The 25874-nt window shown below is 32.0% G+C and carries 19 protein-coding genes; 7 read left to right on the forward strand and 12 right to left on the reverse strand.

Annotation, left to right across the window (positions count from 1 at the left end):
* Window positions 1-62: 62 nt before the first annotated feature.
* Window positions 63-1295, reverse strand: coding sequence for a hypothetical protein (locus B4A23_RS08180; RefSeq protein WP_291118808.1), 1233 nt, complete (start codon window positions 1293-1295; stop codon window positions 63-65).
* A gap of 350 nt (window positions 1296-1645) precedes the next feature.
* Between B4A23_RS08180 and B4A23_RS08185 the strand changes: the two genes are divergently transcribed.
* Entirely contained in the window at window positions 1646-2182 is a 537-nt protein-coding gene (locus B4A23_RS08185; RefSeq protein ID WP_291118810.1) for a hypothetical protein, read from the forward strand.
* A gap of 51 nt (window positions 2183-2233) precedes the next feature.
* Here the strand turns inward: B4A23_RS08185 and B4A23_RS08190 are convergent, their stop codons facing one another.
* From B4A23_RS08190 to ileS, 4 genes are all read right to left on the reverse strand, one after another.
* Window positions 2234-2575, reverse strand: coding sequence for a hypothetical protein (locus tag B4A23_RS08190; RefSeq protein WP_291118813.1), 342 nt, complete (start codon window positions 2573-2575; stop codon window positions 2234-2236).
* A 69-nt stretch (window positions 2576-2644) separates the two neighbouring features.
* Window positions 2645-3289: a lipoprotein signal peptidase gene (locus tag B4A23_RS08195; protein WP_038331916.1), complete on the reverse strand. Its 645-nt coding sequence runs from the start codon at window positions 3287-3289 to the stop codon at window positions 2645-2647.
* Between the two features lie 9 nt (window positions 3290-3298).
* Window positions 3299-3685 (reverse strand): TraR/DksA family transcriptional regulator, encoded by a 387-nt coding sequence (locus tag B4A23_RS08200; RefSeq protein ID WP_115001530.1) that lies wholly within the window; start codon window positions 3683-3685, stop codon window positions 3299-3301.
* Between the two features lie 4 nt (window positions 3686-3689).
* Window positions 3690-7097 carry an isoleucine--tRNA ligase gene (ileS, locus tag B4A23_RS08205; protein WP_291118818.1) on the reverse strand — a complete coding sequence of 1136 codons (3408 nt, stop codon included), beginning with the start codon at window positions 7095-7097 and terminating at the stop codon, window positions 3690-3692.
* Between the two features lie 213 nt (window positions 7098-7310).
* Between ileS and B4A23_RS08210 the strand changes: the two genes are divergently transcribed.
* From B4A23_RS08210 to B4A23_RS08220, 3 genes are read left to right on the forward strand one after another with little or no spacing between them, the layout of a single operon-like run.
* A complete protein-coding gene (locus B4A23_RS08210; protein WP_291118821.1) occupies window positions 7311-8930 on the forward strand; it encodes a DUF4836 family protein in 1620 nt (539 codons plus the stop codon).
* Window positions 8920-9561, forward strand: coding sequence for an ATP-binding cassette domain-containing protein (locus B4A23_RS08215; protein ID WP_115001533.1), 642 nt, complete (start codon window positions 8920-8922; stop codon window positions 9559-9561). The genes B4A23_RS08210 and B4A23_RS08215 overlap by 11 nt, the downstream gene beginning before the upstream one ends.
* The gene (locus B4A23_RS08220; RefSeq protein ID WP_291118824.1) at window positions 9545-10756 is read left to right on the forward strand and encodes an ABC transporter permease; all 1212 of its coding nucleotides are present in this window, start codon (window positions 9545-9547) and stop codon (window positions 10754-10756) included. The genes B4A23_RS08215 and B4A23_RS08220 overlap by 17 nt, the downstream gene beginning before the upstream one ends.
* 77 nt (window positions 10757-10833) lie before the next feature.
* Here B4A23_RS08220 and B4A23_RS08225 read toward each other — a convergent pair whose 3' ends face one another.
* From B4A23_RS08225 to B4A23_RS08235, 3 genes are all read right to left on the reverse strand, one after another.
* Window positions 10834-11496: a porin family protein gene (locus tag B4A23_RS08225; RefSeq protein ID WP_052217543.1), complete on the reverse strand. Its 663-nt coding sequence runs from the start codon at window positions 11494-11496 to the stop codon at window positions 10834-10836.
* Between the two features lie 205 nt (window positions 11497-11701).
* Entirely contained in the window at window positions 11702-12211 is a 510-nt protein-coding gene (locus B4A23_RS08230; RefSeq protein WP_280035980.1) for a hypothetical protein, read from the reverse strand.
* A gap of 189 nt (window positions 12212-12400) precedes the next feature.
* Complete coding sequence (locus tag B4A23_RS08235) at window positions 12401-15985, reverse strand: DUF2723 domain-containing protein (protein WP_291118828.1); 3585 nt, start codon at window positions 15983-15985, stop codon at window positions 12401-12403.
* A 251-nt stretch (window positions 15986-16236) separates the two neighbouring features.
* Between B4A23_RS08235 and guaB the strand changes: the two genes are divergently transcribed.
* Window positions 16237-17697, forward strand: coding sequence for an IMP dehydrogenase (gene guaB / locus B4A23_RS08240; protein ID WP_115002117.1), 1461 nt, complete (start codon window positions 16237-16239; stop codon window positions 17695-17697).
* A 124-nt stretch (window positions 17698-17821) separates the two neighbouring features.
* Here guaB and B4A23_RS08245 read toward each other — a convergent pair whose 3' ends face one another.
* Window positions 17822-19411: a SusD/RagB family nutrient-binding outer membrane lipoprotein gene (locus B4A23_RS08245; RefSeq protein WP_291118831.1), complete on the reverse strand. Its 1590-nt coding sequence runs from the start codon at window positions 19409-19411 to the stop codon at window positions 17822-17824.
* Between the two features lie 11 nt (window positions 19412-19422).
* The gene (locus tag B4A23_RS08250) at window positions 19423-22602 is read right to left on the reverse strand and encodes a SusC/RagA family TonB-linked outer membrane protein (protein WP_291118834.1); all 3180 of its coding nucleotides are present in this window, start codon (window positions 22600-22602) and stop codon (window positions 19423-19425) included.
* A gap of 102 nt (window positions 22603-22704) precedes the next feature.
* Here B4A23_RS08250 and B4A23_RS08255 point away from each other — a divergent pair, with 102 nt between their 5' ends.
* Window positions 22705-23301, forward strand: a complete 597-nt coding sequence (locus B4A23_RS08255; RefSeq protein WP_291118837.1) for a ribonuclease HII — start codon at window positions 22705-22707, stop codon at window positions 23299-23301.
* Window positions 23302-23368: 67 nt separating this feature from the next.
* On the opposite strand, the gene coaD is transcribed toward B4A23_RS08255, so the two are convergent.
* Window positions 23369-23830: a pantetheine-phosphate adenylyltransferase gene (coaD, locus tag B4A23_RS08260; protein WP_115001540.1), complete on the reverse strand. Its 462-nt coding sequence runs from the start codon at window positions 23828-23830 to the stop codon at window positions 23369-23371.
* Window positions 23818-24807 carry a D-alanine--D-alanine ligase gene (locus B4A23_RS08265; protein WP_286511435.1) on the reverse strand — a complete coding sequence of 330 codons (990 nt, stop codon included), beginning with the start codon at window positions 24805-24807 and terminating at the stop codon, window positions 23818-23820. Before B4A23_RS08265 ends, coaD begins: the two co-directional genes overlap by 13 nt.
* Window positions 24808-24898: 91 nt before the next feature.
* Between B4A23_RS08265 and B4A23_RS08270 the strand changes: the two genes are divergently transcribed.
* Window positions 24899-25867, forward strand: a complete 969-nt coding sequence (locus tag B4A23_RS08270) for a PASTA domain-containing protein (RefSeq protein WP_125348649.1) — start codon at window positions 24899-24901, stop codon at window positions 25865-25867.
* The last annotated feature ends 7 nt before the right edge of the window (window positions 25868-25874 follow it).

Here is a 25874-nt window from a genome sequence, read left to right on the forward strand (position 1 = left end):
TTCGAATCCAGTAGGGACCACTTTAAAACTCCTTTCAATTTCTTGAAAGGAGTTTTTTACTTTTATTTATAATAAGTGTAATTATAATCTACCTTTACTGATTTTCCATTGGAAAAAACTGTGTAACTTTTTATTAATTTTCTCTCATTTAATTGAATTTCCCCTACTTTTTCGAAATCTTCATTAGCAATTGATTTAAATACCTCTAATACTCCATTACCAATATCTTCAATTTTTATATTTAATTTCAATATACTATTACTTGACTGCATTTCCTTATTAATCTTATAAGGAAATATACCTGGAGTACTTTCACATTCACTACTTGTATAATCTTTGCTATAACTAACAATACAATTATTTACCATCTTTTTTTGATCATAATAATTATTTTTTTCTTTATCAAGATCAGTATTAATCCAATAAACGTCTTCTAACAAATTTTTATTTTCTAGATGGTAAACTAATAGTTTTTTGAAATCTTTTTGTTGAATTAATCCCATTACTTGATTTTCTTTGTGGGTATAGATCGTCAACTGCTCATTCTCTAAAGTAGATTTTAGTAATTGATTATCGAATGTTAAAATAATGAGATCATCCGAATTACGTTTTTTAATCATTGTAGGAAATCCTTTTTCGTCAAAAGTAATTTTATTTAAATTTATTTTTTGATTTTCATTATCTAAAAAATTCATTTCTATAGTTTTCAATTTAAAAAAATCTGCTTCTGAAAATATCCTATTTAAAGAAATTGTTTTATCAGCTCTAAGATTATCATAGACCAAAGTATTTATGATAGCCCCATTTACTTCTTTAGAAACTTTTGTAGGGATATTTGTTTTGGTAAGCTCATCTATTTCTGCTTTCCATTTTTTTGTATTTGAAACATAAGTAGATTCTTTTTGCACTCCTAATTGTTTTGATACAAATTCAGTCGCATTTTGAAGGTTTCCTTCTTTTACAATCGGCTTTTCATTTACATTTCCGCTCCAAAAAATAATTCCTTGTTTTTGAGATCTCAACTTAATTGTTTCGTTAGGAAATTCTAAATCACTGTTCTCACAAATATTGAAAATTGTAAAATCAGATGAATCAAAATTTCGACGAAGTTCTTCTTCTTCAGAAAGCACGCATGAAGAAGTTGAATAATCATTAATATAAATTAAAAAGACCTGTGCCTTGTTAGCTTCAATTTTTTTATTCACAATAATCTTAGGCTTACTAATCATATCCGGAAGTTGAGCTAAAAGAAAAGTCGGTGTAAATACCGATAATAAAAATAATAATTTCATCATAAAATCATTTTATATGAATTTTTATATGTATTTAATGATTAATTCTGCTTAAACTAATTGAATAAAAAAGTTTATAGAAAATCATCTGATTTGATCACAAAAAAAAACGTAATCATCTAAAATTCATTAGCTAATATAATATAACGTAATTTATTTTACTTCATTTAAACATTTAAAAAATTAGGATTTTAGAATAAATTCGATTAAAAAAATTATGCAAATAATTTAAAACATAGAAGTAGTAGTTCAAACTCAGTAGAGACCATAACAAAGAACTCCTTTCAAGAAATTGAAAGGAGTTTTTTATTATTATTAATAGTTTTTTTGTAATTTCATATAAATCAACTCTTATGAAAACTACCAAATTATTATTTCTAATATTCATTGTTATTTCTAATATTTCCTTTGGGCAAAATAAAAAGAAAACAACTTTAGCACCTCCTAAAATAAAGAAAGTTCCATCTCTTCCAGAACCTCCGAAAGCTAAATTATATCAACCAACTTTTAACAACGAATACTTTATTTGGAAACTAGAAAAAGACACATTATTACCAGCCGAATCTCCTTATGAAATAATTTTACAAGTCAATGATTATTCTGCTTTTATAAGAACAAATAGTTACCCTGAAGAAACAGAGTATAAATCGAAAATCGTACCTGATGAAAATGGAGATATTATCGCTAGATCTATATTAATGCAAGCTGATAATTATGATGTTAAAATAGTAAAGAATATTCTTGAACTGAAAAATCGGAAAACGAATGAAGTTTCAAAATTAAAAATCATCAAGAAGAATGGAAAAATTACAGAATTACAAGATCTAAATTCGAAGTTGATTTACAAAAAAGATGATGATTATACGTACGCTCCGTCTCCTTCGATGTAAAATATTATAATCATCTAAAAAATATTTTGATGAAGGAAAGTTTAGTTTTTATTATTTAATCTGTTCAGAATTGATGATAAACTGATTCTTCAGTTCTTCATTAATATTAGAAATTACTTTATAAACATAGGAATTCTCAAATAATTCGAAAGGATTATATATTACGATTAAATCACTTATATCATCTTCCTTTATTGCTACAAATATTTCCAAAATATCATTTTGAATATTAATAGAATCTTTATTAATGATTGAAATTATATCATCTAAAGAAATACTTTTACCTATAAAGCTCTTATCATAAGAACAACTTTTGATATGATAAATCGTGACATATTTAGACAAATCATTCTTGTCACAACTTTCAGTTAAAAGATTAAACCAACTATTCATAAAAATCAATTCTTGTTCAAATAAATATAATAAAAAATCCCTCAGTGTTTGAACTGAGGGATTATCTTTTTAAAATCTTAATCTTACGCCATTTTCGGTTGTAAAGGCTTTTTTACGGAAAAGGAACAAAGTAAGTCCTCCAATAAAAATAGCCGAATCTGCGATATTAAATACAGGCTGAAAGAACTTATAATGTTGTCCACCTATAATTGGAATCCAAGAAGGCCAATCAAACTCCACAATTGGGAAATAAAGCATATCTACGACACAGCCCGTAAACCAACCAGAATAACCAGCAAAGTTTGCTTGTGCGACACCTTGATACCCTACCCAATCCTGAAACATTTCATTGTAAGTAGTTCCTTTATCGAAAATAACTCCATAAAAAATTCCGTCTAATACATTCCCTATTGCGCCTGCCAAAACAAGCGCAATCGGAATGATAAAGAAATTATTATTTAGTTTTTTCGACCATGCATTAATATAGTAGATAATCATTCCGATTAGAGCAATTCGTAGAAGTGATAAAACGATTTTACCTGTTTCTCCTCCGAAATGCATTCCATATGCCATTCCAGGGTTTTCTACAAATGCTATTTTAAACCAACCCAAAACATCTACGTCTTCACCTAAAAAAAAGTGTGTTTTTACGTAAAATTTTGAGATTTGGTCTATGATTAAAACCAAAATGGTAATGAGTACTACTTTTTTCAAAATACTTGATTAACGTTGCATATTTTTAGCTTCGATGCTTAATGTAGCATGCGGAACTAATTTCAAACGATCTTTGTTAATTAATTTTCCTGTTACACGGCAAATACCGTATGTTTTGTTCGAAATACGTAACAATGCATTTTTCAGGTCACGGATAAATTTATCTTGGCGTGCTGCTAATTGTGCATTTTGTTCTTTCGACATGGTTTCAGAACCTTCCTCAAACGCTTTGAACGTTGGAGACGTATCGTCAGTACCATTGTTACTATCGTTTGTGTAAGCTTCTTTCAATAATTCGTAATCTTTTATCGCTTGATCTAATTTCTCTTGAATTATTGCTCTAAACTCTTCCAACTCTGCATCAGAGTACCTTACTTTTTCATCTGTTGTTGCCATACGCTTACAATTTAGTAATCGCAATTTGCGTCATCAATCCATTAATTTCAACCTCTGACCCATTTGCAACTTGGTCTTGTAAAACAAGATCTTCGGCTAATGTCTCAGAACAAATGTAATCTTTGTTTTGCTCGACTGCATTTACGATTGATTCATCATTTTTTAAGTTAAGTATAATTTTGTCGGTTACTTCTAGTCCGGTTTCTTTACGTAGATTTTGAATTCTATTTACCAATTCACGTGCAACACCTTCATTAATTAACTCTTCAGTTAATTGTAAATCAAGTGCTACTGTCAATGTAGAATTAGACGCTACAGTCCATCCTGGGATGTCTTTTGTAGCGATTTCAAAATCTTCTAAATCTAAAGTTAATGTTTTGTTGTCAATTAACAAATCTATTTTACCTGATTGCTCTAATTTAACAATTTCTTCATTCGTCAATTCTGCTGTAGCAGCCGAAATAGCTTTCATTTCTTTTCCATATTTCGGACCTAAAGTCTTGAAATTAGGTTTGATAGATTTCACTAAAAGATTTGATGCTTCTTCGTTTGTTAAAAGTTGAATTTCTTTAACGTTAACTTCTTGTTTCAATAGTTCTGATACAGCTTCCAAATTAGCTTTCATCGTATCATTCAATACAGGAATCATTACTTTTTGTAATGGTTGACGCACTTTATTATCACTCAATTTACGAAGTGATAAAATCATACTTGTTGCCGTTTGTGCTAAATGTGTTTGCTCTTCTAATTCGGCTTTAATCAATGATTCGTCTGCAACTGGGAAATCTGCTAAATGCACAGATTCTGCTGCATTTTTACCTGTAGCTGCGTTCAAATCTTTGTATAAACGATCCATGAAGAATGGTGCGATTGGCGAACCTAAAATTGAAACAGTTTCTAAAACTCTGTACAATGTTTGGTAAGCTGCAATTTTATCTTTCGAATAATCACCTCTCCAGAAACGTCTTCTTGATAAACGAACGTGCCAGTTTGATAAATTATCAATCACAAATTCTTGAATTGCACGAGCTGCTTTTGTTGGTTCATAATCAGTTAAAAATGCATCAACTTTTTTCGTTAATGTATTCAATTCAGAAATAATCCATTGATCCAATTCAGCTCTTTCATTTACAGGAATTTCTTCTTCCTCAAATGTAAATCCGTCTACATTCGCATATAAAGCGAAGAATGAATAGGTATTGTATAATGTTCCGAAGAATTTACGACGAACTTCGTCAACTCCAGCAATATCAAATTTCAAGTTTTCCCAAGGTTGCGCATTCGCAATCATGTACCAACGCGTTGCATCAGGACCATAAGTTGCCAATGTATCAAATGGATCGACTGCGTTTCCTAGACGTTTAGACATTTTTTGTCCGTTTTTGTCTAAAACCAATCCGTTTGACATTACATTTTTGTACGCTTTCGAATCAAAAACTAATGTTCCGATTGCATGCAATGTATAGAACCAACCACGTGTTTGATCGACACCTTCTGCAATAAAATCAGCTGGATACATTGTTCCGTTATCAATCAATTCTTTATTTTCGAATGGATAGTGAACTTGCGCATAAGGCATTGCTCCAGAATCAAACCAAACGTCAATCAAATCAGCTTCGCGTTTCATCGGTTTTCCAGATGCAGAAACTAATGTAATTTCATCTACTACATTTTTGTGTAAGTCGATCAAATCATAGTTTTCTTCTGTCATATTTCCAACTTCGAAATTTTGGAAAGGATTAGAAGTCATTACGCCTGCCGCAATTGATTTTTCAATTTCAGCAACTAATTCTTCTACAGAACCAATTACAGTCACTTCGTCCCCTTCTTCTGTTCTCCAAATTGGCAATGGAATTCCCCAATAACGAGAACGAGATAAATTCCAATCATTCGCATTTTCTAACCAGTTTCCGAAACGTCCTTCACCAGTCGCTTTAGGTTTCCAATTGATTTCTTTATTCAATTCAACCATACGATCTTTTACATCCGTCACCTTGATAAACCAAGAATCCAATGGATAATATAAAATCGGTTTGTCTGTTCTCCAACAATGTGGATAGCTGTGTTTATATTTCTCTACTTTGAAGGCTTTGTTTTGCTCTTTCAATAAAATCGCGATTTCTACATCAACCGATTTTTCAGGAGCAGTTCCATCATCGTAGTATTCATTTTTCACATATTTACCTCCGTAACCTTCAGGTAAATCAGCCACAAAACGACCTTGTAAATCTACCAAAGGAACAGGATTTCCATGTGTATCTAATACCAACATTGGAGGAACACCCGCATCTTTTGCAACACGCGCATCATCCGCACCAAAAGTAGGCGCAGTGTGTACGATACCTGTACCATCTTCTGTTGTTACGAAATCTCCAGAAATTACTTGGAATGCATTCTCTACATTTTCGTAAGGCAACGCCCAAGGTAATAATTGCTCATAACGCGTTCCAACTAAATCAGCACCTTTGTATTCTCCAACAATTTTGTAAGGAATTGTCTTATTTCCTGCCGCATAAACTTTGAAATCTTCTTCTGTTTCTGCTAAGAAATATGGTTTTCCGAATTGCTTAGAAACCAATGGTTTTCCTAAAATTACGCGAATTGGCTCGAATGTATATTGATTGAATGTTTCAACTACAACATAATCGATAGTTGGACCAACTGTTAACGCTGTATTTGATGGCAACGTCCAAGGTGTTGTTGTCCAAGCTAAGAAATACACATCTCCATCAAAATTATTGAATAGAGTCGTAGAATCTTTCTTTACTTTAAATTGAGCAACAATCGTTGTATCCGTAACATCTTGATAAGTTCCTGGTTGATTTAACTCGTGTGAAGATAAACCTGTACCAGCTTTCGGAGAATATGGTTGAATTGTATAACCTTTGTACAACAAATCTTTGTTATAGATTTGTTTCAATAACCACCAAACAGACTCCATATATTTTGGTTTATACGTGATATATGGATCTTCCATATCCACCCAATAACCCATTTTTTCAGTCAAATCATTCCACAAATCTGTGTAACGCATTACTGTACGTTTACACGCTTCGTTATATTCTTCAATTGAAATTTTAGTTCCAATATCTTCTTTGGTAATTCCTAATTCTTTCTCAGTTCCCAACTCTACTGGTAAACCGTGCGTATCCCAACCCGCTTTACGGAAAACTTGTTTTCCTTTCAACGTTTGATAACGACAAAATATATCTTTGATAGAACGTGCTAAAACGTGGTGAATCCCTGGCTTTCCGTTTGCAGAAGGAGGACCTTCATAGAACACAAAAGATGGATTTCCATCACGCGTAGAAATACTTTTCTCGAAAACATTATTTTGTTTCCAATCTTCTAACGTTTCTTTTGAGACTTGTACCAAGTCTAAGTGCTTATATTCTCTAAACTTTTTTGCCATCGAATTCTTTCTTATTTCTTCTAAATCAAGGAGTGCGAATATAAGAAATTTTTACATATTTTTATTGTTATAGAAACGAAAATCATATTAATAATTGCTTAAATTTATCCCGATATTATAGATTTAACAATTCTTGAATAAAAATCAGATGATTTCAGATTTAATTCAGCATTAACCAAATAATTAACAACAATTTTTAAAGATATTTTTTCGATGAAAAAAGGCTTCAAATATTACTCGATTCTATTCATTATTTTGCTTTTTGCAAGTTGTTCCAAAAACGAAGATTATACGGTTTTGATTCCAACAGATGCAGATTTTGTTGCGTTGATAAATCCAAAATCAATTGCAGAAAAAGGTAATTTTCAGAAATTAGAACAATACAAAATTTATCAATTAGCCGAAAGCGAACTTAAAAATCAAGATCCGACTTTTGATCAATTATTAAATGATATCAAAAACAATCCAACCTCTTCGGGAGTAGATATCATCAGTCCTATTTACCTTTTTGGACAAAAAATTAATGGAAAAAATATGGTTGCGTTGATTACAAATATGCGCGACAAAGATCAGTTTGAAAAACATTTATCAACCATTTACAAAGGTTTATACAAAAAAGATATTTCGTTTGAAAAGAAAGATGGTTTTACGACGATTTCTGGATTCAATAAACCGTTTATGGCTTGGAATAAATCTCAATTTTTATTGATTGTTTCTGAATTTGGAGTTGGAGAAAAAGCGATTCAAGATTATTTTACGAAAATTATCAACGATAAACATTCACTTGCGAAGGAAAATAATAGTTTTGGAGATTTTGTTAAAAACTCGCAGGATATCAACATTTGGTACACTGGAAACTTTTTGAAAAACTTCTCAAAACACGAAAGTTCTGAAAAGAAAAATCTTGATTTTACAAAAAGTTCTTGGGTTAATTTTATTTCATTTACTTCGGACGGAATTAGTTTTACACAGAAATTTCATCCAGATGCGATTACAAAAGTTGAATTGCAAAAACATCCGATGTGGAAATCAAAAATCAATACTGATTTTTTTAAATATTTTCCTGCACAAAGTTACATGAATATTGGACTTGGTATTTATCCTGCCAACACGCGATATGTGTTCGAAAATCAAAATTTCTTGACTACTTTTTTAGAGCAATACGAAATCGATTTGAACAAATTAGAACAAAGTTTTGAAGGCGAAGCATTGTTTAGCATTTATGATTTTGAAATCGGAAAAGCATTCAATCCAAATGATTTTTTTGGTAAGAAAGAAGCTTTTATTAAGCAGGTTGTTTATCCGCAATTTGTTTTGGGTGGAAAAATGAAAAATGATCTTTTCTTCAACGAATTTATTAAAGCCCATCAAGAAAATATTCAGAAAATTGGATCTTATTACATGCTGCCACTTTCGACAAATATGAAGATTTATATGACGTACAAAAACAATTTGATGTACATCACAAATAATCAATCGATCATGAATCAATATTTAAACAACATGGTAAGTTCTTCAAATTTTGTTACATCAGAATATGCTACAAAAGCTTCAAATCCGATGTTTGGTTACGTGAATTTAAATTTTGATCAATACCCAAAAGAAGTTCAAAATTATATTTATCAACAAATTCCGTTCGGAAATACGAAAGAAATGCAAACGGTTTTATCTTATTTTGATCACATCGATTACCGCGTTTCGAATGAATACACAAAAACAGGAAAAATACATATGAAAAAAACGGATAAAAATAGTTTGGAAGTGATTTTCTTACTTTTAGACCAAGCTTATTCACTATTTTTCAATCAAGCTGCACAACAAAATGGAAATTAAAATCAGTCAACTTGTTCCGCATCCTTTGAAAGAATTTGGGTTCGAACAATCTGAAATTTGGAAAAATACATACACTTTTTCGAGCGGAAATATTTATCAAATCGTTGCACATTCTGGTGTTGGAAAATCGACGTTGATTAATATTTTGTATGGTGATAGAAAAGATTATGACGGAGAAGTTTTGTTTGATGGACAAAATATTAAGAATTATTCTTTGAATGATTGGACAAAAATTAGACGTGAAAAAATTGCGTATGTTTTTCAAGGTTTACATTTGTTTGAAGAATTAACTTTGATGGAAAATATTCAATTAAAAAATGTATTAACGCAACATCAATCCGAAAATCAAATTATTGAATGGATCGAAAAAGTTGGTTTAAAAAGTCATTTACATCAAAAAGCGATTCATCTTTCTTATGGTCAACGTCAACGAATTGCTGTGATTCGTGCACTTTGTCAACCATTTGATTTTTTGCTTTTAGACGAACCTTTTAGTCATTTAGATGAAGTAAATCAACAACTTCTGATTGATTTGGTTACCGAAGAAGCTACAAAAAATAACGCTGGAATCATCTTTACAAGCTTACACGAAATTCACGATAAACGCCTTGCAAATGTCATTCAACTCTAAAACTTTAATCGAAAAATTAGTTCGTAAAAACCTAAGTTTCTTGCGAATTACAACCTTTTGTTTTTTCTCAATCATTGGATTTTTCATCTTGATTTTGGCTGGAACAATTTATTTGGATTATGCTAAAAATTTTGGAGAAGATAGTTCAGTTTGGAAAGCAAATTATGTGGTCTTAAACAAAAAAATATCGTCTTTACAAACGTTGACTGGAGAAAAACCAAGTTTTAGTGAAAATGAAATTAACGATTTGAAATCGCAAAATTTTGTAGCAAAAGTCGGAACATTCAAAAGCAGTCAATTTCCTGTAAAATTGCAAGTTGGTGGCGTTGCTGGAATTCGTGGTTTTTCGACTGATTTATTTTTCGAATCTGTTCCAGAAGATTTTATTGATGTAAAAGAATCAGATTGGAAATGGCAAGAAGGCCAAGATTTTATTCCGATTATTATTCCAAAAAGTTATTTGAATTTATACAATTTCGGTTTTGCAACAAGTCAAGGTTTACCACAAGTTTCGGAAGGATTATTTACTAAAATTCCTTTTCAATTGGTTTTAGGAAAAGGAGAAAATCAGAAAGTATATCAAGCAAGAATTGTCGATTTTACTACAAAAATTAATACAATTTTGGTTCCTGAAAACTTTTTGGAGTGGGCAAATCAAACGTACGCACCTCAAAAAAATACAGAACCTTCACGAATTGTTGTAGAAACAAAATCTCAAGGAGATGAAAATGCTTCGACTTATTTTGAGCAACAAAATTATGATATCAACAAAGATGAATTGAAAAATAATGAATTGACGTATTATCTGAAATTAGCTTTTTCGTTGGTTTTATTTATTGGTTTAATCATTGTTTTTGCAGCGATTTGGTTGATGATTATTAACTTTCAATTGATGATTGAAAAGAATAAACACAAAACGAAAGATTTATTTTTGATTGGTTACAACATCAATCAATTGGCTCGTCCGTATCTGAAATTTTCGATTATATTTATGTTATTCAGTTATATTATTTCTATTCCGTTAGTTTATTTTGTTTTAGATATCATCAAAGAAAAAGTCGGAAAATTTATGGCAACAGAAAGTTCTCACGTTTGGGAAGTGATCGGTTTTGGATTAATAATCGTAATCATTTTATTCATTATTAATAAAATAATTTTGACACAATCGATCAAAAAAATTGCGTTGAAAGATTAATGCTAAATTTTATAAAAACATAAAAAAGGATTCTGATAAACTCAGAATCCTTTTTATTTATACTTAAATATTCTCGATTAGAACGAATATCCAACTCCTACAGAAAACGAATGATTTTTCACATCACCAACTTCTACATTGTTGTTGTTTTTATTATCTCCTATTTTAGTTAATCCCATATAGTATCTCGCTCCAACATTGATATTATCTGTTACATTATATCCCAAACCAAAGTTAACACCGAAATCAAAATCTTTTACATTATCTTTAATGTCAGTTTTTTCTTCCGTATTGTACACCGTGTTGTTTACATAAGTACTAACTTGCGTTTTATTACTCGCATATACATTGTATCCAAATTGAGGTCCAGCCTCTATATTAAAACGACTTCCAGCAGGATAAAATTGAAGCATTACTGGAACTTGAATATAATCTAAAGTCGTTTTATTGTAATTTTTGACCGTCGTGTTTCCAACTTCTGTTACGTCAGTTTTTTCTCGTCCCCCCATTCGTGTAAAATTAACCTCTGGCTGAACTGCAAACTGTTCTGTAATTGGAAAATGTCCATACAAACCAGCTCCAAAACCAACCTTATAATCATTATTGTTCACGTCTTTCCCGTTAAATGAAGACATATTTGCACTTGATTTAATACCAAATTGTGCAGATGTTGTTTTTTCTTGTGCGCTCAAACTAACAACTCCTAACATTGCAGCAGCAATAAAAAATAATTTTTTCATCTTTTTAAATTTTATAGTTCTAATTATGATGCATTCATAATTTCAAGTGCTGTGCCAAATAATGTTAAAACCATACTTTAACAATCTTAAAACAATGATTAACAATGGTTTTTAATTCAAATATTTAACATTTAAAGAATTGAATTAAAATGAAAAAGCTACATCTTTCGATGTAGCTTGTATCAATTATAAGTTGTTCTTGTTATTAGAATTTATAAGCAAATCCTAAAGAAACTGCATCTGCATTAAACTTTTTATCAAATCCATAGTTATTACTTGTAGCAATTCCTTTATATCCAGCATATACATCAAAGTTAGCTCCTGAATAACCAAATTTTGGTTGCCAGAATAAACCTCCATCCATACCACTTTTCGTAGCAATTGCGTAACCTAAATCTCCACCAATAAATAAATTGTTACTGAATTCGTATTTTGCAGTTGCTGCTAATGGAATAAACCCAAAATCTTCTCCTCCTAAATCTTTAAAATCACTTTTAGCAATAAAATGGTCATACCCGACTTTCGCTCCTAATTTGAAATTATTTGCAATAGGATGTAAGTAAGCTAAGTCTACTCCAAGGTTAAAAGAAGAAACATCTGATGCATTACCTACTGGAATACCCACGTGTACTGTACCTTCTACTCCTGACGTTTGTGCTGAAACTCCTACCATACCTGCTACTGCTAAAGCAGCTGTTAATAATACTTTTTTCATTTTTATAATGTTTTAAAATATTTACAATTTTGTTAAACTTATTTGTATAATTTCAATTTGTGTGCCAAACTCTAAAAATCAATAATGATAAAACATACTAAAATTAACAATTACTTAATATTCAAAACTTTATTATACAAAAAAAGCTCCAAAATAATTTTGGAGCTTTTCTGTTTTTATTGATTTGACTTATTGTCCGACCATTTTGTATAAAATATTCTGTTGTTGTTTCGCATAATTTGTATCAATTTCTGCTGCTACACCAATCATTTCGTCTAAATAATTAAACTGATTCATGATTTTTGCTTGATCAGCTGCATCAACTTTTCCATCTGCAACAACTTCTTTATATAAGGTTTCGAATTTCTTTAAAACAGGATTATAAGCAGATTCGAAAACTTTCAATGCTTTTTCTTTATCACCTCTTTCTCCTAAAGCGGAAGCTTCATTGTAGATTGACATCATCAAATCATTTTTAGCCGCGGCTAAATCAGAACCAATTGAATATCCTTTCCCTGAAGGCAACGATTCGAAGAAAGCAATTTTTGCATTTGCTTCTTTACGAACGTGCGCGAACAATTCTTGCGCTTTTTTATCCTCACCAGCTTTCAAATAAATTCCAGCAATTCTACTTACCCCATAACCAATATCGTATTTCGCTAAAGCAGGAATTTCTAACATCACTTTGTCTAAAACTGCAATCGCTTCTTTTTTGCGTCCAGCATTCAATAAATCATCTGCTAAACGAACCGCAGTATTTCTATAAGAAGAGGTGTAATTACGCTCTGTCAAACTAAATGACGCATCAGGATTATTATATCCAGACCATTTATACGAATTGAATGTTCTTAGTAACATGTCATTATCAGAAGCACCAATAATTCCTCCTTTACCAAAAGGTGTATAAATAGGAACTAATTTATAACTCATTCCAGCATTCAATAAATAATCATTCATGTAGAATGTATTTTCTGGATCAGAAATTCCTCCTCCACTAAAGTAAATAGGTCGATCCCAATTGTATTTCGCCATCATTGACAACAACAACAAATTGTTTTTGAACAAACTTGATGCTTTGATATTAATTGTGATTGAATCAACCATTTTATCTGCATCTTTTGCACTTACAATTCCGTATTTTAGCGCGTTTGCTTTATTTACAGGAACTACAATTTTAGAAACAGGTAAATAATTTGCTCCACCAATTGGATAACCAAAATAATCTGCTAAAGCTTGTTTCTCTGGTGATTTATTATCCAAAATGAAATCCATTGCTTCTTTAGCTGTCATACTATCTGTTGTGATATATTTTTGCAAAGGTTTTAAACTTTTATAAACTGACATCACTTGGTTTGGATCAATTTCAGGATCAGATAAATATTGACCAACTTGCTCGATTGGCATTTGACTTAACGTTTCTAATGTTTGATTAGATCCTGGTTTGATGAAACCATTTATTTGATCAAAAATATTTTTAATAGAACCTCCAACAACAAAAATTTGATCGTTAGTTCCAGATTGATAATCTTTCGGTTTCAAATCACTTGGAAGTGGTGCTGCATTGTACGTTCTGCGTAATAATTGCTCTAAATTCCATGGAGAAGCAGCCAACGTTAAATTCGCGATTTTTACATCATCACGGAAATTTTCGGTTTCTTGTAATCCCCAAAGTGGATAAGTATCATTATCACCATACACGAAAAGAATAGCGTTTTTATCAAGCGGATTCAGATAATTGTAAGCCAAAGAATAAGCTACAGAACGCTCAGAACGATCGTGATCGTCCCAGTTTTGAGCTCCCATTAAAATTGGAATACCAGCTAAAATAACAGTTGTTCCAATTGCTAAAGACGGTTTCAATTCTTTCTTCATCAATTTTTGAAGTAATAAATAAACTCCTTGCACACCCAATCCTGCCCAAATCGCAAATGCATAGAAACAGCTTACTAATGCATAATCGCGTTCACGAGGCTCGAAAGGTTTTACAGATGTATAAAAGATGATTCCGACACTTGTTAAAATAAACAATGACAACAATGACCACCAGTTGACAAAATTTCTGTTTAATTGTGTAAATAATCCGATTAAACCTAAGAATAATGGTAACATGAAATACACATTTGTTCCATCATTTCTATATTCATCTGGTAATTTTGATTGATCACCTAAACGTGGATTATCAATAAATGGAATTCCTGAAATCCAGTTACCTTTTGTAATCTCGAAATTACCTTCTAAATCATTTTGACGACCAGAGAAATTCCACATAAAGTAACGGATAAACATATAGTTGATTTGGTAATCAATAAAGTAATTAAATTGTTCACCAAATGTAGGTGGTTCAATATCTAAAATCTCACCATATTTCTTAAGTTCTGCGACTTTTAATTGTCTGTTTTGACGCTTTTCTACCAATTGAGCGTACATTTGTTGCGCTTCTTTATCACCAGCATATTGTGCATTCAAAGAGAATTTTGGAAAAGCATAAACTGCCGCATAATTCTCCATTACACCTGGGTCTGGACTGAACATTTTAGGGAAAAACTTTACATATTTATCTTCGTATGTATAATCTAAACGATCTGAAACTTTCAAATATTTTCCTGTACGTTTATCCTTAATATATTCAGAACTACGAACTGTACTTTCTGGTGCTCCGTTAGTATCACGCTTGATTCCGTCACTTGCAATATGAGCCGTAAAAACTGGTCCGTACATCACAGGCCAAGAACCATATTGTTCACGATTAAAATAATCTAAAACACCCAAAGCTGTATCAGGATCATTCAAATTCATATGAGGATTTGCATTGGCACGAATCGGAATAACTAACCAACATGAGAAACCAATCAACATAAAAATCACACACCACGAAATTGTATTCAATAAAGCTGAACCATATTTCTGCGTTAATTTAATTGCAAAATAGAAAACTGCGATTAAAATAATAGCGGCGATAATTGTCCCAGAATTGAAAGGCATCCCCAAATTATTGACTACATAAATCTCTGTTCTACCAAAGAATGTCATTACAACTGGGAATATTATTTTGAATACAAAAGCTAAAATAATCAATGTAATAACATTTGCGATTAAGAAACTTTTGATTGTAAATCTATATTTTCGAGCATAGTATACAAAACAAACTGCTGGAATTGCTAACATTGCCATTAAGTGAACACCAACCGATAAACCAATCACCAACGAAATAATTACCAACCATTTGTTTCCTCTAGGTGTATCAGCGACTTGATCCCATCTTGTAATCAGCCAAAATAATAACGCTGTGAAGAAAGATGCCATTGCATAAACTTCTCCTTCTACCGCAGAAAACCAGAATGTGTCGCTAAACATAAAAATTGCGGCTCCAACTAATCCACTTCCTAATGTTATAATTTTTTGAGAAGCATTTAGCTCAATTGCATCAACATTCATTGGATCTTGCGTTTTTGCAAACATTTTTCGAGCAAAATATGTAATTGTCCAAAACAAAAACATAATTGTTCCTGCGCTATATAAGGCAGATGTACTGTTGATTAATATGGCATATTTGCTTCCGTCACCAAAAGCTAAACCAGACCAAACTGCTCCCATTATTTGGAACAAAGCTGCTCCTGGCGCATGCGTAACTCCCAATTTTGCTGATGATACAATGTACTCACCACAATCCCACAAACTCAGGTAACGCTCCATCGACGCCAAATACAATATTGTCGCTATCAAGAACATCACAACACCCAAGATGTTGTTCCACTTTTTGAAATTTATATCCATTTTGTTTTAATAAACTATCTTGCGAAAATAAGATAAAAAATTGATATAGCTTAGGATTGAAATGATTAAATTCTGATTAGAATCTCATCTAAACAATATAGATTTATCGAATATTTTAAAATTAATTTTAAAGTTTCTAATCGATTCATTTACATATTAACAAAACATCAAATCCTTCAAAATAAAGATACATTTTCTCAAATAGTTTTGATTCTAAACTTTTTTCATCTAAATTTGCAATGCAAAAAGCAATGCCTTTAACAGACAAAATTCTACAAACGGGCTTCACTTTTGACGATGTGTTATTAGTGCCTGCCTACTCAGAGATATTACCGAACCAAGTATCTCTACAAACAAGATTCACAGACAATATCACCCTTAACATTCCGATAGTTTCTGCTGCGATGGATACTGTATCCGAAGCAAGATTAGCGATTGCATTAGCGCGTGAAGGAGGTTTATCTTTCGTTCACAAAAATATGTCGATCGAAGAACAAGCGAATGAAATTGATATGGTAAAACGTTCGGAAAACGGAATGATTTCTGATCCAATTACTTTATCTCGTCATCACAAGTTGCAAGATGCAGTAAACTTAATGGAGAAATACAAAATCTCTGGTTTACCAGTTGTTGAAGAAGATAGAACATTGGTTGGAATTATTACAAATCGTGATATTCGTTACCAAGAAAACTTCGATCAATTGGTAGAAGACGTGATGACAAAAGAAAATATCGTAACTTCTGATATTGATACTGACCTTAAGAAAGCAAAAGAAATTCTTTCTCGTTACCGCATCGAAAAATTACCAATCGTTGACGAAAACAATAAATTAATTGGATTAATCACAATTAAAGATATTGACAATTTAACTGAATTCCCTAATGCATGTAAAGATACAAAAGGTCGCTTACGTGTTGGAGCAGGTGTTGGAGTTGGTGCTGATACATTAGAGCGTGTTCAAGCCTTAGTAAACAAAGGTGTTGATATCGTAGCGTTAGATTCAGCTCACGGACATTCTGCTGGAGTTATTAGTAAAGTTGCTGAAGTTAGAAATGCTTTCCCAGAATTAGATATTGTTGGAGGAAATATTGTAACTGCAGAAGCTGCAAAAGCTTTGATTGATGCTGGAGCAAATGCTTTAAAAGTTGGTGTTGGACCAGGATCTATCTGTACAACTCGTGTTGTAGCTGGTGTTGGTGTACCTCAGCTTTCTGCTATTCACGATGTTCATTCTTACGCAAAAACAAGAAACGTTTCAATTATTGGAGATGGTGGAATCAAATTATCAGGTGATATTGTAAAAGCAGTTGCTGCTGGTGCAAACTTGGTGATGTTAGGAAGTTTATTCGCTGGAACAGATGAAGCGCCAGGAGAAGAAATTATTTTCCAAGGTCGTAAATTCAAAGCATATCAAGGAATGGGTTCTTTAGCTGCAATGAAACGTGGTTCTAAAGATCGTTATTTTCAAGCTGATGCGAAAAAATTAGTTCCAGAAGGAATCGAAGGTCGTGTTCCTCACAAAGGTTCTATTGCAGAAGTTGTTTACCAATTATGCGGTGGATTACGTGCTGGAATGGGATACTGCGGAACTCCAACAATTCAAGATTTAATTGAAAACGGAAAATTTGTACGTATCACAGGCGCTGGGTTACACGAATCTCACCCACATGATGTTGTAATCACAAAAGAAGCTCCTAATTATTCGAATTAAGAAAGAGTATTATAAAACAAATAGCAGGCTAATATTAGCCTGCTATTTTTATGTCTAAATTTTAGCTATAAAAAAAAAACCACCTCTAAAGAGGTGGTCTTTTATTAACTATATAACTCTTATATTATTTTGCAAAATATAATTTTGAATCAATTTCATCTTTGTTAGATAATTTGCTAGTCGCTGCTTCCCAACTTTTACCATTCAAAGTTTGTTGAATAGATGGGTATCTTAAACGTGCAGGAATATCTTTCGCTACTACATTTCCAGATCTCTGCGGAGTAAATGTATAAGTTGTTGTACCATCCATTAATGTTCCTTGAGCACCTGGCATCAATAAAATATTACCATTTGGGTAACCTGTTCTACGGTATTCATTCCATGCTTCATCTGCTTGCATAAATAACGCAATGTATTTTTGTACCAATACATTTTCTTGGTTTGCAGCAGGTAAACCAGTAACATACGTAGCTATGTCATCTGAAGAAACACCCCACTTCAACATTGACTGCTCTATACCTTTTACATATTCAGCTTGACTCCATCCTTTATTTTCAGATAAGATAAAGTTCACTTCAGAAGCTTCAATCAGCACCTCTGGTCTATTTGCATTTAATACTGTTTTAGAAAATAAATTAAATTTACTAAAATCCTCTACTTGAGCTTTTAAACCATTTGGAATACCATATGGCAAACCAACATAATCAGCTAACGCACCTTTAATATAACCTTCATTATATTCAGCCCAATTTAATCCTTTTGGAGCCGCAAAACTATATAAACGAGGGTCTACCCTAGCAAAAGTTCCCTTCTCCCCTTTTAATAATTGTATAAAAGTTCTGTTAGGGAAGAAATCTATTCTAGCCGTACCTGTATAATACATTTTCCAAAATGGATTACCATTAGCAGAAGAATTTTCAAATGCTAATTGCGCATTTTCTGAATTATCTGTAATAACACCTTTTGCTAGAGCATCTGAAATATGATCTTTCGCCTCTGGTAATTTGGCTTTCACTCTATTTGCAATTCTTAATCGTAATGAGTTTGCAAACTTTTTCCAATTTTCAACATTACCATTGTATATTAAATCACCTTGGATTCCTGTTTTAGATGAAGATAATTGAGCTTCTGCTTCTTTTAATTCCTTCAATAAATCTTTATAAATTTTTTCTTGGCTTGCATAAACAGGAGTCTTAAATTTATCTATATCTAATGCTTGAAAATCTGCATCTTGAGATCCGAAAGACCAATAAGGCACATCACCAAAATGTGTCACCAAATTATCAAACGTATAGGCTAACATAATACGTGCAGAAGCAATTGTATTTTCTGCATCAGCATAGTTATATCTTTTTAAATACTCTGGATCTTGGGCGTATTTTATAATTTGTCTGTAATTAGATGCAGCTCTATACAAATCTAACCAACCTGCTTCAGCCTGATTTGCATCACGGTATGCATAACGGTCTTCGTCTAAATACACATTTTGCGCTGAATATTGCATCCAAGGTAATGAAATACGAGCAGACCACCATCCATTTCTAGTTTCTTCCATCAAGTATCTATTAGTACCATTAAATAAGGTACCCATAGGAACTTCTTCAGGATTATTTGGGTTTGTATTGATTTCTTCAAATTGATTATCACAACTCGTCAATCCTACAGTTGTAAATCCTAACGATAATGCAATCAATAATATTTTAACTTTTTTCATCTTCTTTTAGTTTAGAATTGTAATTTAAGATTCATACCAAACGATCTTGTAGAAGGTAACGACCCTCCTTCAAAACCTTGAATATTTCCACTACCTGCAGTAGTCATTTCTGGATCAAAATTCTTATTATCTAATCCCCAAGTAGCTAAATTTCTTCCGAATGCAGATACAACTACATTAGAAAATGGTCCTCTAAATTTCTCTGGAAATGTATAAGAAAGCGTAACCTCACGTAATTTCACATAACTAGCATCAAATACATTTTGAGCAGCTGGTCCAGAATAATAATGAGGGAAATATTCCATAGCATCTACTACTTTTGTATTTTGAACATAGGCACCTTGATTACCATTTGCTGTTGCATCCCAAACTACTCCTTGAGAAACAATACCATTTTCACGAACACCATTCGCAACTGTTTCTTCTAACATCCCAGAATTCATTCCAAAAATATTAGAAGTTGAGAAGTATTTACCTCCTTTTTGTATATCTAATAATGCACTTAATGATAATCCTTTATATGAAATACTATTACGAATACCTAAATTGTAGTCGGGTAAAATTGATCCTAAATTCTTAACATCACTTGACAGATATAACCCATCTTCACCAACTACTTTGTTTCCATTGTCATCATATACAAAATCTGTTCCTCTAATCTGACCATATTTTTCACCTACAGAAGCAACTAACTGTGCATTAAATGGAGCATTTGTTAACACTAAGTTACTAATACCGTCAGTTAATGATAATAACTTATTCTCATTTTTTGAAAAGTTAAATGATACTCCCCATTCAAATTCTTCTGAACGAATTGGCACAATATTTAACATTGCTTCAATACCTTTATTTTCCATTTCTCCAGCATTCAAATACTGTCTATTGTATCCTGTTTCAGGTCCAACTTGAACTGGGAAAATCAAATCAGATGTTTTTTGGTTGTAGTATGTTACATCAAATGATAATCGGCTTTTGAACATAGCCATTTCAATACCAACCTCCCAAGATTTCTTAGTTTCTGGTTTTAAATTTGGATTATTTTTATCTAAACTCATCATAAAATATGGTGAGCCTCCAAATCCTACTGAATTATATACATTATTTACATAAATATCTCGTAATTTGTAAGGATCTGTATCATTTCCTGATTTAGACCATCCTCCACGGATTTTACCAAATGTTAACCAATCTTGTTTAATCACTTCAGAAAAAACAAAACTTAATGTTGCTGATGGATAGAAGAATGAATTATTATTTATTGGAAGTGTCGATGACCAGTCATTTCTTACACCTAAATCTAAGTATAACATATCAGCAAAACCTAATGAAGCCCCTCCAAAAACAGAGTTAATTCTCTTATGAAATTGTGCATTTGTTACAGTTGCAGGTTCAAAACCATTAGAAAGATTATATAAATTTTTAATGATTAATCCTCCATTCGTTATTCCATCAATCACTGAATTTTTGAAGTCTCGTCTATTTACACCAGCAAATGCACTAATACTAAAGCCTTCCCATTTTTTATTGTAATGAATACGCCCTTCGTAGTTAATCTCAGTTAAATCTCTACGTTGTTCACGATAACTTGATGTTGCTTGAGATCCTTCTGCTACTCTTTCTTGTACTTTTAAATCATAGTGATCAAACATTGCTTTACCTACAGCGTATAAACCTGGTAAGATATCATACTTCAACTCAACGTTACCATACACACGGTTACGCTTATCATTTGATGTATTTTCATAAATAGTCCAATATGGGTTATCAGAGTATTTAGGTGTTGCATCATTCCAAGCAGATCTGTTCCAAGTTTTCTGTTCTCCTGTAACTGTTTTATAATTTTTCAAACGTTCGTAATCTAAAGAACGTTGTCCAAATTGTAACATTTTTTGCATTACAGAATTATCACCATATCCAATTTCTGGTCTATTGAAAGCGTCAGAAACGATATAATTCATATTAGCAGATGCAGTAAATTTATCATTAAACTTAGTATCAACTGCTAAACCAACAGATGTTCTTTCTAATTCTGTATTTGGAACAATCCCTGATTGTTTTACGTTTGATAATGATAATCTAGCAGTTGTATTTTCATAAGATTTAGAAAATGCTAACGAATTAGTATAGGTTATACCTGTATTAAAAAAAGAGTCTACATCATTTTTAGGAGTAACCCAAGGTGTTTCAACCAGATAATTAGCTGCATCTAAAGGATCTAATGCATCCCATTGTAAAACTTTTGTATTTGGATCATATTTTGGTCCCCAACTCTCATCAACTTGGTATGAAACCATATTATATGTTTTACCATTTATTGTTTGTTGAGAGAATTTACCTGTATTACCAGAACCAGCACCATATTGTTTTTGTAACTTAGGTAAAATAGATACTTGTTCCAATGAAATACCAGTATTTAAAGTAACCTCATCGCGTCCTTTTTTACCTCTTTTTGTTGTAATTAAGATAACTCCATTTCCAGCACGAGAACCATAAAGTGCCGTTGCAGGTCCTCCTTTAAGCACACTCATCGTCTCAATGTCATCTGGATTGATATCGAAAGATGCATCACCATAATCACGTCCTCCAGCTCCACGTTGTGTATTCGTAGAATTGTAGTTAGAGTTATCCATAGGAATACCATCTATTACAATTAATGGTCTATTTTCACCAGTAATAGAGCTAATACCACGTAATGTAATACGTGCAGACCCACCAATATTTCCACTAGGCGTAGAAATTTGCGCACCTGCAACATTACCTGATAATGCAGCTAAAGGATTAGAAGATCTAGAATTAGTTAATAAATCTCCTTTTACTTCTTGCGAAGCGTATCCTAATGATTTTTTATCACGAGTAATCCCTAAAGCTGTTACTACAGCTCCTTCTAACTCTACTGTTTCAGAAGGTTTAAGTGTTACTTTGTATTCTGAACCTGCACCAACTGAAAAACTTTGAGTTGGTAACCCCATCGCTTCTACTGTAACTAAATCTCCTTGCTTAGCTTCAATACTAAACACTCCATTTTCATCAGTATAAGCTTCTTTTCCTGATGTAGTTTTTACAACAGCGTCAGCTACTGGAAGTCCATCAGAGTCTGTTACAGTTCCTGTAACTGTCTTTTCTTGCGCATATAAAGAAGCTCCTAAAAGAAGTCCTCCTAATACAAACAAGTTTTTTAAATTTCTCCTCATCTGTTAAAACATTTTTAAAACTTTCATAAACTTAAGATTTCTATAACATTTACAAAACTTTTTTATGCTAAATTTTGATAACTTTGTTAAAAAAATAAAAAATTGTATAAAGTTTTATCAAATCACGAATATGAAATAGGTTGTGATGAAGCAGGAAGGGGGTGTTTAAGTGGTCCAGTTGTAGCAGCAGCAGTTATTTTGGGAGAAGATTTTGAAAACGATATTATTAATGATTCAAAACAATTATCTGAAAAGAAAAGAAATTCGTTGAGAAAATTTATAGAAGAAAATGCTAAATATTGGGCAATTGGAATTGTTTGGCCAAATGAAATTGATGAAATAAACATCTTAAACGCTAGTTTTTTGGCCATGCATAGAGCAATAGATCAATTAGATTGTCCGAAAGATTTGATTGTTGTTGATGGAAATCGTTTTAATAAATATCATGATGTCCCACACGAATGTATTATAAAAGGTGATTCAAAATATATGAATATTGCGGCAGCATCTATTTTAGCAAAAACGTATCGTGATGAATATATGGAAAAAATACACGAAAAATTTCCAATGTACGATTGGAAAAAAAACAAAGGTTATCCAACAAAAGCTCATCGTTTAGCAATAAAAGAATTTGGAGCTACTCCTTATCACAGAATGACATTTAAATTATTACCAGATCAATTAAGTTTAGATTTATAGAAAATAAAAACGAGAGCATTTATATAAATGCTCTCGTTTTATATATATAATATTATATAACGTTATTCTAAATCCTCACAACATCTGGAACTAATATCTCATATTTCCCTCCGTTTCGCATGACATCACGAACAATACTTGAACTGATGTAAGCTTTACCAGAAGATGTTAATAAAAAGATTGTTTCGATATTATGATTTGTAATTGCTCGGTTTGTGTGCGCAATCGCTTTTTCAAATTCGAAATCGGCTGGATTACGAAGTCCACGTAAAATAAATTGTGCATTTACCTCATCACAAAAATCGACAGTCAGACCTTTATAAGCCATCACTTCTACATTTTCGAATTTCGCAACAGAATCTTCAATAAACTTAATTCGTTGCTCCAAAGAAAACATATAATTCTTCGATGAATTTGTTCCAATTGCAACAATAATCTTATCAAATAAAGGAACTGCACGCTCTATAATATCTAAATGTCCTAAAGTAATTGGATCAAAAGATCCTGGAAATACGGCTATTCTATCCATGCTGAAGGTCTATTTAAAGCAAATTCTATTTCACTATCCATCAAATCTTCTAACGCAATTCCTGCATGAGCAGCTTGCTGAGGAAAAATACTTGCAGGAGAAAAACCTGGTAATGTATTCATTTCAATAAAATGCGGTTCTCCATTTACAATAATATATTCTGAACGAGAAAATCCAGACATATTAATACATTTATATGCTTTAGCCGCAATTTCTCTTACTCTTGCTTCAACTTCTGGTGTTAATCGAGCTGGCGTAATTTCGTCTGATAAACCGTTATATTTTGCATCATAATCAAAGAATTCTGTGTGCGAAACAATTTCCGTAATTCCCAACACCATTGTTTCTCCTTTGTAATTTAAAACTCCGACCGAAACCTCTGTTCCATCTAAAAAAGATTCAATCAAAACTTCTTTATCTTCAAGAAAAGCTTTTTGCATGGCTGCTTCAAATTCTTCTTCTTTATGAACTTTCGAAATTCCTAAACTAGATCCTGAACGATTTGGTTTTACGAAACAAGGTAAACCAACTTGATCAATAATTTCTTTTGCAGAATATTGATCTCCTTGATTAATATAAATTGATTTCGCATGCGGAATCCCATATTTGCTCAATACTGCAATACAATCTTTTTTATTAAATGTTAAGGCAGATTGATAAAAAGGACATCCATTGTATGGCAAATCAATCATTTCAAAATACGCTTGCAAATAACCATCTTCTCCTGGCGTACCATGAATTGTATTAAAAACGACATCAAACGTAATTTTTTCTCCATTTTTTTCAAATGAGAAATCACCTTTATTGATTGGATATTTTTCGCCATCAATTTCGGCAAACCAACCTTCTTTTAAGATTCGAACCCTTGTTCTGTCGTACTTTTCTGGATTTAGACTTGAGTAAATTAACTCGCAACTTTTCAACGAAATCACGCTTTCATCCGTATATCCACCTGCTACAACTGCTACTCTTAACATGTTTAATTTAAAATTTATTCAAATATAGAACTTTGACATCAATCATAAATATTATTTTTAAACTATATTTGTGCGACAATTTATCATTTCAATGAAAGGAGTAAAATCAATCATTCAAGTTTTGCTGAATGTAGCTATTGTAATAGCGCTATCATTTGGGCTTTACCATTTTATTTTTAACGTTTGGTTAGATTCGTATACAAATCACAATGAATTTGTTGAAGTTCCGGATTTATCTAAAATGAATATTACTGATGCTACAGCTAAGTTAGAAGAACTTGGTTTGACATACGAAGTAGATAGTTCTCGTTTTGATCCAAATACGAAACCTTTTGCAATTATGGATTTTTATCCAGCAGCAGAATCACGTGTAAAAGAAGGTCGTCGTATCTTTATTAAATCAAATCCGAAAACCTATCGTCCAGTTGAATTACCAGATTTAGTTGGAAAATCAAAACGTTTGGCGTTTACACAATTAGAAATTTCTGGTCTTAAAATCGGAAAAATAATTTACGAACCAGATTTAGCAAAAGATGCAGTTCTTAAAATATTATACAACGGAAAAATTGTAAAAGCAGGCGAACAATTACCTCGTTTTGCGACAGTTGATTTGGTATTAGGACGCGGAATGTTATCTGGTGTTAGAATGCCTAATTTGGTTAATTTAACATTGACAGAAGCTAAAAAATCAATCAAAGATAATTTCTTCGAGATTGGTCAAATCAAATTTATTGGAGCTTCTCATGATACAATCAACGCAAGAGTTGTTTATCAATTCCCATTTGCTACGGATACTTACGATCAAGGTCAACCAATTGATATTTGGTTATCAACAGAACCTCGCGATAAAATTAGAACGCAGTTAAAAGAATTGGATGTTCAGTACAAAAACTTTGGCGAAGATACAATTAGCGGTTCTCAATATAGAGATATTATAACACAAAAAGCTGAACAGCAGATCAAAGATATGCAACAACAGCAACAACAAAATAATCAGCCTACAGAGCAACAAAAGCCTACAGAAGCGCCTAAAGCTCCGGAAGAGATTATTATAGAATAGAAAGAGA

Source organism: Empedobacter sp. UBA7248 (assembly GCF_002472945.1).
Lineage (GTDB): Bacteria > Bacteroidota > Bacteroidia > Flavobacteriales > Weeksellaceae > Empedobacter > Empedobacter falsenii_C.